The organism is Pleomorphomonas koreensis DSM 23070 (genome assembly GCF_000425185.1).
Lineage (GTDB): Bacteria > Pseudomonadota > Alphaproteobacteria > Rhizobiales > Pleomorphomonadaceae > Pleomorphomonas > Pleomorphomonas koreensis.
The window spans coordinates 339,495-352,454 of the sequence record NZ_AULH01000005.1 but is presented as its reverse complement, the minus strand read 5'-3'; the positions used below and the strand labels follow the sequence as shown (position 1 = coordinate 352,454).

Here is a 12,960-nt window from a genome sequence, read left to right as displayed (position 1 = left end):
TGGCCTTCGTCCAAAAGCGGCTTCGGGCCAGAACGCTTGCGATCGCAAAGGCCGGCGATGCCTTCGGCGTTGAAGCGGATCACCCAGTCGCGCAATGCCTGCCGGTCCATCCCGGCCGCTCTCGCAGCCTCGGCACGGCTCATGCCGTCAAGGGCATTGGCGATTGCCAGAAGCCGAGTTGCAACCCGGCCATCCCGTTCAAGTCGCGCCCGCCGACGCAGCGTCTCCACGCTGATATCCGTCCGAATGATCAGTTTGCCAGACATTGGAGGCCCTCCCAAACCGAGAGGGAATCAGAGCTCAGCTGATTTGAACAGACAAAGAGTCACCACCTGACGGAACCGGTATAAGGCACGCTTTCGTTGGGATGCCTGAGGTCGTGGCTCTGGATGCGAACTTACTACTCATGAGTTTTCTTCGCTTGCGTCAAAAGAGGAGCGATCCCTTGCGTTCGAATCCCTCCCGCTCCGGCAGGTATCGTGATGCTACCTGCCGGGCGGAAGCCGAAGAAACCGAGAACTACACCTACGCTATACCCCTCCTAAATGACGAATGGGACGTGGTCCCGGCGCTTTTTCATAGCGGCTCTCCGGCGCGGCCGCTGCCGCGTGATTCCCCAATAGGTTTGCTAAGGGCGTTGCCCTCGCGCCAGTCAGGTAAGTGTGACCGTCCGGCGCGGTATCCCGAGCCTTCCGCGCCCAAGGGGCTTGTGCAGGCCGGGTGCCCCGCCCCTCCACCCCGACCGCACTTGCTGTTTGCTACCCTAGTCTCGGCGACGGCCAGAAGGTCACCCGCCTGCTCTGCGAAGCAGCAGGCAAATGGGCGGAGATCACCGCCTGCAACATCGGCGCAGGCGGAAGCTCCGCGAGCGCCAGCGAGTAGAGCCCGTTTCCGGCAGCGCAGTGAACGGACGCGCACGGGCTCTTTTATTCCTTGCCGTTCCTTTATAAGGGTATTATATAAGACACTTAATTCACTAAAGGAGACTTATATGGCTAAAGGCCCTCGACTAGATAACGCCCTGCTACTCGAAGCCGGAATCCGCCTCATGGAGAAAAACGGGAAGAATTTGCGCAAGCTTCCCAGCCGCGGCCGCTCCATGCTGTTTGAGATGAGTGACGGCCAGAGCGTGCGGGCGCGCACCTGCAACGACCATATTCTCATTGCTGTCGCCGATAGCCCGGAGGAAGGCGCCAAGCTCAATATCGAGGGCACCGACTGGCTGCTTATCGTAATGCCCGTGGAAGAGCGCACCCCCGGCGATGTGATCGCCTACCTCGTGCCCACGGAAGAAGCTGTCGCCACCGCGCGAAAGACGCATGCCGACTGGATCGCGGGCGGGGCGAACACGAAAGGCGCCAATACCACCTGGAATCTCTGGTTCACGCCCTACGGCCCGGAAAAGGCCAGCGGCTTTGCCGAAAAATGGGCAAAGTACCGGCTCGAAGGCACGGTCCGCATAGACGGTGTTTCAGGGACGGTCGTCGATGAAGAGGCAGACGACGCGCCAATGACGGAGTCGCAGGTTTCGGATGGCAAGGTAACGCCTATGAATATGCCGGACGCGAAACGCGCCCTGGCTGCGTTTTACGGCGTCGAACCGGGCGCGATCGAGATCGTGATCCGGGGTTGATATGACAAAGAAGACAAAACCCGAGCTCTTCATCATCGAGTCGCTTGATCTCGAAGACGAAGACGCCGGCCGCCAGGAAGGCGAAATCCTCTCACGCATGCTCCGGCTGGCCGGAAAATCGGGAACGCGGTACTACTATATCCGCACAAAGCGCGAACTTGAGGAGATGATCGATCTCTTCGACGAGTCGGACTATCGCTATCTACATATCTCCTGCCACGCGAATACGCGCGGCATGGCAACCACCTTCGATAACATCTCCTTCGCCGAACTCGGCGAGATGCTTGCACCCTGCCTTGAGGGCAGACGGGTCTTCGTCTCGGCCTGCCAGATGGCGCATGAGAATCTCGCCAAACAGCTCCTGCCGCAAACCGGCTGCTACTCGCTCATCGGGCCGCAGAACGCGATCAATTTCGACGACGCCGCAGCGTTCTGGGTAGCTTTCTACCAGCTAATGTTCAAGGAGCGTTCCATGAAACGGGAGGAGCTGCAAAGACGGGTCCGGGAACTGTCCGCAATATTCGAGGAACCAATCAATTATTTCGCGTCAAGTCAGAGCAGGGCAAATGGCTACGTGCGCGTCCGAAACAAGAGACATGCTTCCTGATGGTGCCGCCTAGATATAGCGCCGGTAGTCGGTACTTACGGTTTGGCCTTCGCCCATATATTTTAGGATCTCGCCCACCTTACGCGCTGCGCGGATAGGGATCGGAAGGCGCTGGTTCATCTGGGTCGAGTTCCAGTTGATTTTGGTCAGCGAGAAGACCTCCTCGGCGATTTGGGCAATCGTGCTGTCGCAGCTTTTGTGCGGACAAAGCAGCAGCGGACGCGGATCATACAGACCCGGATAGGTGCCGTAGTAGGGTATACTGCCATTTGTGTAGAGCAGGCCCTTACCCGCCAGGTTCACGAACGTGCCGCGCAGTACAGGATAGTTTCCGTCGCGCAAGATCTTTGCTGCGTACGACTCCTGAACCCAGACAAGATCGCGAAGCTCGGTTCCCGCTTCTTCCAGCGCGTGCAGAATGCCGTCGGCCTCATCCTCCCGGAAACGGGAGGTTTTGAGCACAATGACCCGTGCCGGATAGTGCTTGTGATGATTTTTGTAGGCTGCGAGCACCTGCCCGATGAGCTCGTAGGCATCATCTTCGGTCATATAGGGATGACGGCCGCGGCTTTCGGTTTGCGCCCTCTTCCCCTTGAGAATGAACCCGCGCCCGCGCTCATCGAACATTTGCGCCGCGCTGGTAAAAAGCTGCTGGCCCCCTGCCTCGCGGTAAAAGCTGATCCCGACATAGCAAGCGGCAAACTCGCCTTCCCGTGGCTGGCGGCGCCATGGGATGCGGCCGCTGCCTTTAAAATAGAGTGTGGTGAAGAGGTTCCAGCTCCGGTCTGCCTCGTCCTGTATCTCGCGGTCTTTGCTTTCCTTGATTTTCCGGGAGATTGCCGCCTTGTCGTCGATCACATCCTCCCACACGATCTGGATCGCAAAATTCAGGCCCATCGTTCGGGCTTTGAGCATCCCCCTGAAATTCGGGGCATCTGAACCGCCGCTGTCTTCCTTCTCGGTCGTACTTTTTGAATCTACCTTCGCATTCCAGATACGCTCGATAAGCGCGACCGGCAAGGCAACGATGGCAACATCAGGTCGGTAGCCGCTATCATCCAGCGTCTGCAGCAGTGAGAATATTTCATTGACTGCCATCTCCACCGCCTTCTGGTGATGCGGCTCCTTGACGATTTTGTCGATCTTGCTCTGTGATAGTGCGGCCGTAACATTTTCCGGGATTTCAAACCGGCAGCGGAAAGGATTCTGATTGCCAAGGCCGGGAAAATCCGGGTGCAGATTAGGATGCTTCTCGCCCTTTCCCTTGATCCCTGTTGCAACAGCCGAGAAGTATTTTTGCGTGCTCTCGACCGTCTTCGTGCTGCCGACAACCCCGACCCTGATCACCTCCCCCAAGGGCGGCTGCAGCGGCCCCGCTTCGACGAGTCCGCGGCGCGGATCCAGGCCGTGATGCTGATCGCCGAATTCCAGCTCGGGCTCTTCAAATATCTTGCTTTCGAATTCCATCAGACCGCGAACCTTTCCTGCTCGGCTGGGTCTTCGGGCCGTTTCTTCGGCGTGCCCCAGACATCTTCCGGCACCCGTGTATCAAGCGCGATCTGCGGCGGCGGATCGAATTTCAGGCGAGGCTCCTGAACCGCATGGCGTTCGAAGAGATCATCACCTGCGCTCTGTTTCTGGGTAAGGAAGCGATGCCACATGATCACCTGACCGCGCAGCGAGGCGCTGCTATCCAGACGCTTCTTTCCGGCGAGCAAAGCCTGCGGGTAAGAGTGCGGTGTGAAGCCGTCCGTCGTAAAATAGTAGGTCGGGGTGATGATCAAAAACCACTGGTCGTCGAGCAGTTCGAAACGCGGCGCAAATGCGTGGTGGCGCACGTAGGCAACAAGCCCCTCTTCCTTCTTGCTGGTAATGACATTCACGACGTCGGCATGTGTCTTTTTCTGCGTCGATTCATAATGGAACCGGCGGGGGGCATTCTTCTCTTCCGCCCGGAAATAAAGCAGCTTGCGCTCCTTCTCCCAGTTCAGGTCTTCCGCAACCTGGTGCCTGAGCGTCTGCCGTAGCAGGAAGGAGAATTTATGCTGCTCGTTGAGGTCCTCGTGAAAAGCGAGATAGCTCGTCTCGATCGCCTCGACCTGATCGGTATCGACAATGTCGCGGCACGAGGAATTGCGGGGATCGTGAAATGACCAGAACGAACCGCCATTGATGACCCAGTCGAACCGGGCGGGTCCGTCAGCTTCCAGGAGCAACGACGTTGCCTTCGGCCCCCTATGCGGTGTCGAAGCAACGAATATCTCGGGGGGCGGGGTAATCGGCAGCAAATTGACAAGAGCGCTCTCGCCTCCGCCAAGCGGCGGAACGTAATAGCCAAATCCGGCCTTGGGCACGGTAAGGGCGGCCAGACGGTCGACCGCATTGCGGTCCAAAACATCCTGTGCCTTATCGAAACGCAGGCGGCGCTCACCCGCTGTGACGCCGCTCGGAACTTCCTTCCAATAGAAGCTCTCGTCCGATTTTCGGTAGAGGACGATGATCACGGGCAGGTTCGATCCGCGCCAGTAGTCCAGGTCTTTCGGCTTGAGCAGATAGCTGAACCCCGTATCGTCTTCGGATGTGTATTTTCCCTCAGCCGTCGCCTTGACCTGCACGGCGATCATTCGCGCCAAAGGGCGGCCTTCATCCATCACTTCGGCGATACCGTCGATCCCGGCTTCAAGGCGGGACCGGCCGTCAAACTGAAAGCCGATGTGAAGAAACCGCTGTCCAACAGCGAGTTCTCCGATCTGACCCAGCATCTGGTTTGGCGTTAGAATCTTCGACATGATGGCAATCATAGAACAATCAGGGAACATTTGCCACGATAGCGAAGGACTTGCTCCGCACACTGTGGATTATTTAGACCTGATATGTTCGGCCGAACCTTTCTCCCGCGCCGCGGGTGCTAGTGAATTAACCGCGAGAGGTAGAGAATCCCGTCTTCAACGCGCACGCGGATCGCCTGCAGCTTCTTGAAGCTGAATTTTCCGGCTTCGCCATGCGTGCCCTGGTTGAAGGTCTGAAAGAGCGCGACGACATTCTCGATGTCGCTATCGACAAAAGACTCCAGTTCCTCCCCCGCCATGCCGCTCCGATGAAGAATGTATTTGATCTTGGCTCTTCTGGTCGGCGTTCCCTGCTGTGTCCGCTCACAGTCGGGAATCGATTGTTCGACCGCCTCATTGGGGGCGTGGATGTCGAGGATGCGTGTGATGATCTCGCGCGCACTGGTGCAGAAATGGCGGGCCGCGTCGGGGTTTTGCGGACTGAGCGAGTAGAGCGCGCCACGCCACCTGTCGCAAAGATCTGCGGATAGACGCTGGAGGATCGGCGTGAGCGGACTTTCGGGCTCATCGGGTGCCGGTGCGTTGTCAGCGATGGCGCTGTCTTCCAGCAGCGCGTTCATCAGACCGGCGTTATTCGCGGCCTCACGCTCTGACAGGTCCAGCAGTTCATTGTAGCGCTCGTCGAAGCGCCCCTGATCGGCCGCGCTTTCAAGACGCTCATACGCCGCCTGCATGGTGTCGACCGACACCCGGTAGGTGACATAGCGAGTGGTGTTCGTCTGGCGGTTAAGGCGCGCAATCTCGTTCTTGAGCCGCTGCCGGTTCGCGCGGACCCGGGAATTATGCGCCCTTACCTCGCGGTTGTAACGGTCGACCTCCTGCTTTACCTTGCGGTTATACTCTCGGATGCCGCGATTAAGGTCATCAATGGCCCGTTTCTGCTTCTGCTGAGCCTGTCGCATCATGCTTCTCAACTGAGATGGTGTTACTCGGCGCGCCATTTCCCGACCTCCTGTCTATCCCTTCCGATTTCTCCATGCATCGCGTTCACTCCCATCCCCGCCTGATTTCTGTTCGCTGACAGTCAGGGCAGTGGATTGGATATGTCGGCTGGTCCCGGCGGCGCGCCTCACGCTTTTCGTCTTCGTCGAGAACTTCTTCTTCGAAGCGATTGCCGCAGTTCAAGCAACGGAAACGGACTCTAGTCGTCATAGGACACCCCCGCCTGATCCAGAAAATTGGTCCATAGCAGCGCCGACGCCTGCTCCGGTGTCAGCCGCTCATCGTTCGTTTCGAACCCGAAAGGTCCTGACTTGAGGAAGAGCTCGTAGTCGTCGCTCTCGATCGTGAAACCGCCATTGGCGGTGTTGGTCGGAGCGTTCTCCTGAAATGAGTAGTAGATGTCGGAGAAGCCCATCGCGCCGCTCTGGCCGTGTACGGTGATATGCGCCGTGCCGTGGTCGATCGCCCGGTTGATAAGGGTACAGGTAAAGCTGAGCGGCCCGGTCGAGACGTAGCGTGCGCGGACACCGTCGATCTGGTCCACTTCGGCGACAGCGCGTTCAAAATAGCGCCGCATGACCTCGAATGCCTTCGACCGGAAATCGCTGCGGTCGATTTCGTCAAACTCCCGTTTGACGCGGTACCGCGAACCAGAGGCACGAACAGGCGGCGCCGGCGCGTCTTCGCGCTCATCCGCCCTGTCTTCGCGCGCCACGACACGGCGCAATTCGGTGACAACATCGAGAAAGGCGTTATTCTGGTTGGTCCATTCACTGACCGGCTGACCGTCGCGCGGGAGCGCCTTGAGTTGCTTCAACGGCGAGGACTTCCAGTCGCATGGTTCAACGATGATCGGAACGACGATCGCCTCGCCGCTCTCGTGTCGTTCCAGCGCGCGGCGTAGCTCCCGGTCGTAGCAATAGTCAGAAGCGAGGAAATCGGGACTGACGAGGACAAGGAACAGCTCGCTCGATTCGAGCTGCGCTGTGATCTCGCTGTCGAGGTCGCTCCCCGCGAGAATTTCGCGATCATACCATTCCGTAATTTGTCCCTCGCGCCGGAGCATCGACAAGTGGGTATGAAGGCGCTCAAGCGCAGCCGTATCGCGATGTGAGTATGAGATGAACGCCTTCATGCCGATCCCGCCTTCCTCAGTGCTTCTTGTCGCGCGGCGGGAAAGGATCATTGCCCGGGGCGACCGTATCGGAATCACGCCACCTCCCGTCGCGTCCCTGAATGCGAACCTCGCCGCCGCCGAGATTGCTGACGGTCCGCTTGGCTGCCTGCTCAGCTTCGCGCTGCGTATTGTGCACGCTGCTGGCGCGCTCCCCGCCAGGCGCCTTCACGGCCCAGCCCTTCGGATGTTTGGTCACGTAACGATCTGCCATCGAGAGTCTCCCTGTACGAAACATTGCTGATACGTACATATAATAGACCCATATAGTTTCTATGTCAATCTAGTTACGATTCGAATCGCCCGGGTGTGCGAGCGGGTTCGTTCGACAGGCGCATCGCCGTCAAAATAACCCTTTTAATCAGCAACTTAGGAAGAGCCCCCCCCTGGCCCCGTCAAACACGGAAAGCTGTGGGAAGGACCTGGTTAGAGCCGCGCCACCGCGCCGGTACTCGATACGAGGAGAATCGGTCCTTCGAGAGTGTAGAATCCAGCGTCCCGCGCAAAGGAATCATAGCGGCGGCGGGAGAGGACTGAACTCATCAAATGCATGTTCGTGGTCTGGTTAGCGCCCTCGGCAGAGTATCCGGCGCCGATGGCGATCCCGCCCTTCTCGGAGAGAAGATAGCGATCATGAAAATCCTCACCGCCATTGATCTCGCGCCAGCAGAAGATCTTCACCTGCAGCCCGTCCGGCACTATACCGGGGAAAAGATTGGCGGCCTCATTTTCAAGCTCCGCATTTGCCGGCTTGTCCGGATGAAAACGATAGTGAATCTCGCATGAGGCGGCAGGGTTGTTGTCTTTGACGATGCGCAGGCAAGCCTGCAAAGTGCGCCGGTACTTTGCGCTGTAGGGATCAAAGAAGGGGTCCACGAACAGGATGCGGGAGCTCTGGCGCAGGAGACATGCGAGGGCCTCGGAGATCGATGCTTCGTCGCGCGGGACCGCGCGATCCGGTGCGATAGCCATCAGAGGCATGGCCTCATCGATGTCCGCAGATTTCAGGACCGCCGCATGATTTGCCGGGTTCTCCTGCGCAATGATCGCGTGAAACGGCTTCTCGCCGTGCTGGGCGATTGCGTTATCGAGCCATGTGGGGAGCTGATCGTCGTAAGGGCGGCCCGATTTCATCGAAGCGCGGTTCTTAAGCTGCTTGAGGCTCTCCGTTACCCTGTGTTTTTCCATCGGCTTAAGGTGACCCGCAGCCTCGATCGCCAGAGGAAGCCATTTCTTGGGAAAGAGCGACAGCAGGCGGCCGCGGTCGTAACCGAACTTCTCGCAAAGATAGCGGCAGGTCTGCCAGTCTTCGGCGATCGCAGCGGGTTCGACGGCATATTCATGGAGCATCAGAAAAGCTCCCCGGCGCGCTCCTCGAAAAACCCGTGCGGCCACTGCTCCAGGAATTCGCCGTCCTTGTCGATTTCCAGCTGTCGGAAGACGATACCGGCTTCACCGCTCTCGACATAGATCACTGAAAGCTCGTCAGGCGACAACCCGTCCGTTCCGGGCGGCAGTTCATCGTCGGTGGTCTCGCGTATGCGCCGCAACAGCCGCAGCAGGATGTGCTCGCTATGCGTTTCGATCAGCAGCGACTTCTCGCTCGACAACGTCTCAAAATCACGCCGGATCGCCTGGATGAACAAATCCCCCATCCCGACCTGAATTGCGGGATGGATATGCAACTCGGGCTGCTCGACGCCAAGCACGCTACCCCGGCCGCGCAATGCGGCGACGATGACAGGAATCATCTGCGAGATACCGACCCCGACATCGCCCGGAGCAACGAGAATGCCCTTTTCAAAGTCCCGCAAAGCAATCTCGCTACGCGTGGCAAGGCTGCGATACAGCTCCTGCAGCTCGCCTATGTCATCCTCTCTCAGCCCGCGTTCGAACATCTGGTGGACGATCCCCGGCACGGGGATTTCTTTGAACTCTACGCGCTCCAGCCGGTATGTCGTTCGCAGGCGATCCTCGCCGGATAGCCAGAAATTGACTTCCTTCATGAGATCGCCGCGGCGGTCGCTGTACAGCAAATCCCATGCTGCAAGCCCTTGCGCCCAACGCGCTTCATCCGGCGTGACCTGGGGCCGGTAACTTCTCATAGGAATTTCGCGCAGCGGACCGATATAGGTCATTTCCTTTAGGTGATCGCGGATCAGCCGCGCCGGTCCAAGGATCAACTCCGAAAGCAATGCACGCAGACCGTTGACGCGCGGCGTGCGCTCTTCAAGTCCAATCTTCTTGGCATCCGGATCACGGATATCCAGGACCAATTCACCATCGAGAGCAGGAAGCGCCCCCAGTTCCGTGTCAACCGCAATACGCAACTGGTCGGCGGGCGTATCCGGCGTAGAGCGGTCGGCAGCAGCTTCACGGGCGAGCGACCAGATCTCATCTTCAAGCGGTGATGAGAGGTCCGATTCATCGCCTTCCTCGGGCACGTCATCCGGAAGCACAGCACGGCGCAGGAGTGGATGCGCGAAATTGAAATCTGTCAGTTGAGCCCGCCCCTCGGATGGAGGCGACACGATGGCCGCCAGCGGCTCTCCATCGATTTCAACAGCGATGCGCGAAACATAAGGCGCCTGCTCAAGAGCGCTCCAGCGAATATCAACCTCTAACGCCACTTCCTGGACGATGGCGTAATCGCGATACTCCTCGCTTTCGCCAACGAGGTAACGAACGGGCAACTCGGAGAATTCGGGATCGCCAATGGACAGACCGGCGTTTAGCGGCAGGCCCTCAGCACCTTGTTCATTCCGAAGGTCCAAGGCGACTTTAAGCGTGACGGTCCGACCAAGCTCGTGGTTGTGCACGAGTGTCGCAAAGCCGCCAAGATCGATGAGGCCGCCAGCAATCGTCCGGTCCGGATCAACATTGCCGCGTTCAAGGATTTCACGAAGGTAGTGCAGCGCCTGCAGGATCGTACTCTTGCCTGCGCTGTTCGGGCCGAAGAGAAGCGTGATTGGCCGCAGATCAATGCTTTGCCGTGTACCGATCCCTTTGAAATTCTCAATCTCGATTCGGGTTAAGCGCATCGCGACACCTCAAAGCTCGCCACGGAAGGCGCGCTGCGAAAGCGATTGAAAAAGGTCCTCCCCAGAGCCGTCTGGCGTCTCTGATGCCGCGTAGATTGCTCGTGCTTTCCGGAGCGCCGCCACGAACCGAAGCTGCTCATCCATCGGAGGCAAGCTGATTTCGAGCCTCCGGATGGTCCCCAGGTTTAGGCCGTCCATGATCGCACCCTTGTTGAAGGATTTGATCTGGCGGATGATCAGCGGATCGGAATGGATCGCGAACGAGAGAACTTCCGGGTGGATCAGTTCCTTGTTGCAAGTAATCGTCGCGAGGTGCTTGGTCGTAATCGCTTCCGGTATGTCTTCTGGCACGACGGCCGAGCGGCCGGTGGTGCCCATGATCGTGATGATCACATCGTCCGGGAAAACTTTGTAGCGACGCAATTCCTGGTATTTGGACGGCGTAATGAAACGTCGCTCTGCCCAAGCGAACTTGTTCTGAACCGCATTGTCGATGCCGAGGACGGCGATGCCCTCATCCACGAATTCGCCGTGGCGCAGAGCACTTCCAAATGGACCTGAGCGGATCGCACCTTTGCGCTGCTCAGCAAGCGCCTCAATGGTGAATGGTGCCCAGTCGCCATGGCTTGGATTGAGGTGTCCGACAATATGTACATAGGCGGACTTCAAAAACGCATGTATTGCTTCGCAGAAGTCTGCCCGTTTCCGCTGGATGCCGTCAGCTTTGTCGAGAACCGAAGCGATAAGCCTTTGTTCTTCAATGCCCAAGCGCGGAAACTCAAGCGAGCGAAGCAGATCGAGTTTGATCCCCTTCACTGTCGCTCCCTGTGCGCGACCTTCGAGGAACGCAGCTTTCGACAGCAAAAAGTGAAGTAGGAATCTGCGATCTACACATTCCTTCGGTATAAGTGCCTTAAGGTCTTGATTGATTGCCAAATCAATCGAGTTGATCGCCGCTTTTCCAACAGCCATTCTTGTTGGCACGATGACCGCGCCGGCCGGCACGACATTAGTAGCCGAGTTAGCCACTCCTTCTGTAGTAATGCTCTCCTGGGTCTTTTCCAGAACGGTTGACTTGAAGTCTTTGACAGTGGCCCACGGGATAGGCCCGTCCCAATAATCAGAAACTGATCGGCTAGGTGTACCCCCGCCGCGAATTTCGACAACTTCCCCCAGGGGCACAGTCGTGGTCATCCGAGCATCTCCTCAAGGTCGGCGAGATCATCCATAATCTCATCGTTGAGTGACTTCATCCGACCAAGGATCACATGGGGCGGATCATAAAACTCCTGTTTGTAGACGCGCTCCTTGTACCGGCTGAGAGAGAGATCATAGCCAGCCTCCTTGATCTCCTCTGCCGAAACAAAGAAAGCCTTCGAGGTCCGGTCTGTATCCGTTGCCGGGTTGCGGGAGCGCCAGCGGGTAAGGCAATCCGGCAGATCGTTCTCGGACACAGGCTCCCGCTTATCGTCAAGGGAGAGGCCATCCGCCTCGACGTCGTAGAAGAAGACGTTATCGGTGCGCCCGCCTTTGGTGAAGACGAGGATGCCGGTAGAAACGCCCGCGTAAGGCCTGAACACGCCGCTCGGCAGCGAAATAACCGCCTCCAACTGGTTCTGATCGACCAGGAGCTGACGCAGCTGGAGGTGCGCACCGGAGGAGCCGAACAGCACACCATCGGGAACGATGGTCGCCGACCGGCCGCCGGTATTGAGCATGCGCAGGATCAGCGCGAGGAAGAGGAGCTCGGTTTTCTTGGTCTTAACCTGCCGCAGTAGTCCGGAGTGGACGTCTTCGAAGTCAAGCTGCCCCTTGAAGGGCGGATTGGCGAGGACGACGTTGAAGCCCTCGCTCGCTTGTTTAGGAAACTTCTCGGTGAAGCCGGTGCTGAGGGTATCTTGATAGTGAATATCGGGATCGTCCACACCATGCAGCATGAGATTCATCGCTGAGATACGCAGCATGGTGGCGTCGAAGTCGAAGCCGTGGAACATGCCGCGACGGATATGCTCGCGATGCTCTTCAAGTAGGTCGCCAGGGAAGATCTTTGCGACCGCACCGGTCTCGGGGTCGATATCCTCAATGACCGCTTCGGGTGATGTATATGTCTCCAGCAGATATTCCATAACGCCGACTAGAAAGCCACCAGTGCCGCATGCCGGATCGCCGATCGTATCTGTCGGTTTCGGTTCGAGCATTTCGACCATCAGTCGAATGATGTGGCGCGGGGTGCGGAATTGCCCGTTGATACCCGCCGTGGTCAGTTTGCTCAGTAGATACTCGTAAACATCACCCTTCGTGTCGCCTTCGGTCAGAGGTAGCTCATGAATCATGCTGACGGCCTTTACCAGGAGCCCGGGCTTCTGGATCATTAACTGTGCGTCTTTCATGAACTCGGCGAAGGCTGATCCGCTGGCAACGGTCGAGCGGAAATGCGGGAAGACCTTGTCTCGCACCAAAGGCAGCATCTGGTCCGAACCCAGATGGCGGAACTGCGACCAGCGTAGCTCCTGTTCATCCTCTTTGAAGCGGTGAGTGAAGGGCTTGCCCGTGCGCTTCTGGCGGTTCTCATCTCGCGCTTCGTTAATATCGAGCAGACGCGCATACATTAAGAACGTGATCTGCTCGATCACGGTCAGCGGGTTCGTAATGCCGCCTTGCCAAAACTCCGTCCAAAGCGCATCGACGCGCCGCTTTAGATCGCCCGTGACCAC

12 protein-coding genes are annotated in these 12,960 nt (G+C 58.1%); 2 read left to right on the top strand and 10 right to left on the bottom strand.

Annotation, left to right across the window (positions count from 1 at the left end; translation table 11 throughout):
- Nucleotides 1–266, bottom strand: a 266-nt coding sequence (locus H512_RS22355) for a helix-turn-helix domain-containing protein (RefSeq protein WP_036789862.1), incomplete at its 3' end; no start/stop codon positions are given.
- 725 nt (nt 267–991) lie between these two features.
- Between H512_RS22355 and H512_RS0103440 the strand changes: the two genes are divergently transcribed.
- Both H512_RS0103440 and H512_RS0103435 read left to right on the top strand, forming a co-directional pair.
- On the top strand, nt 992–1,633 hold the full coding sequence (locus H512_RS0103440; RefSeq protein WP_026782279.1) for a hypothetical protein: 642 nt from the start codon (nt 992–994) through the stop codon (nt 1,631–1,633).
- Nucleotide 1,634: 1 nt separating this feature from the next.
- Nucleotides 1,635–2,240: a CHAT domain-containing protein gene (locus H512_RS0103435; protein WP_026782278.1), complete on the top strand. Its 606-nt coding sequence runs from the start codon at nt 1,635–1,637 to the stop codon at nt 2,238–2,240.
- Between the two features lie 9 nt (nt 2,241–2,249).
- Here H512_RS0103435 and H512_RS0103430 read toward each other — a convergent pair whose 3' ends face one another.
- The 9 genes from H512_RS0103430 to H512_RS0103395 all read right to left on the bottom strand — a co-directional run bounded on the left by H512_RS0103430 (nt 2,250) and on the right by H512_RS0103395 (nt 12,960).
- Nucleotides 2,250–3,707 (bottom strand): argonaute/piwi family protein, encoded by a 1,458-nt coding sequence (locus tag H512_RS0103430; RefSeq protein ID WP_026782277.1) that lies wholly within the window; start codon nt 3,705–3,707, stop codon nt 2,250–2,252.
- Complete coding sequence (locus H512_RS0103425) at nt 3,707–5,029, bottom strand: DUF4365 domain-containing protein (RefSeq protein WP_026782276.1); 1,323 nt, start codon at nt 5,027–5,029, stop codon at nt 3,707–3,709. Before H512_RS0103425 ends, H512_RS0103430 begins: the two co-directional genes overlap by 1 nt.
- 119 nt (nt 5,030–5,148) lie before the next feature.
- Nucleotides 5,149–6,030 carry a pPIWI-associating nuclease domain-containing protein gene (locus H512_RS0103420; RefSeq protein WP_026782275.1) on the bottom strand — a complete coding sequence of 294 codons (882 nt, stop codon included), beginning with the start codon at nt 6,028–6,030 and terminating at the stop codon, nt 5,149–5,151.
- 200 nt (nt 6,031–6,230) lie between these two features.
- Nucleotides 6,231–7,166, bottom strand: a complete 936-nt coding sequence (locus H512_RS0103415) for a toll/interleukin-1 receptor domain-containing protein (protein ID WP_026782274.1) — start codon at nt 7,164–7,166, stop codon at nt 6,231–6,233.
- 16 nt (nt 7,167–7,182) lie between these two features.
- A complete protein-coding gene (locus H512_RS26195) occupies nt 7,183–7,419 on the bottom strand; it encodes a DUF2188 domain-containing protein (protein WP_186819982.1) in 237 nt (78 codons plus the stop codon).
- A gap of 212 nt (nt 7,420–7,631) precedes the next feature.
- Nucleotides 7,632–8,555: a hypothetical protein gene (locus H512_RS0103410; protein ID WP_026782273.1), complete on the bottom strand. Its 924-nt coding sequence runs from the start codon at nt 8,553–8,555 to the stop codon at nt 7,632–7,634.
- Nucleotides 8,555–10,246: an AAA family ATPase gene (locus H512_RS0103405; RefSeq protein WP_026782272.1), complete on the bottom strand. Its 1,692-nt coding sequence runs from the start codon at nt 10,244–10,246 to the stop codon at nt 8,555–8,557. The genes H512_RS0103410 and H512_RS0103405 overlap by 1 nt, the downstream gene beginning before the upstream one ends.
- A 9-nt stretch (nt 10,247–10,255) precedes the next feature.
- The gene (locus H512_RS26190; RefSeq protein ID WP_026782271.1) at nt 10,256–11,440 is read right to left on the bottom strand and encodes a restriction endonuclease subunit S; all 1,185 of its coding nucleotides are present in this window, start codon (nt 11,438–11,440) and stop codon (nt 10,256–10,258) included.
- Nucleotides 11,437–12,960: a type I restriction-modification system subunit M gene (locus H512_RS0103395; RefSeq protein ID WP_026782270.1), complete on the bottom strand. Its 1,524-nt coding sequence runs from the start codon at nt 12,958–12,960 to the stop codon at nt 11,437–11,439. Before H512_RS0103395 ends, H512_RS26190 begins: the two co-directional genes overlap by 4 nt.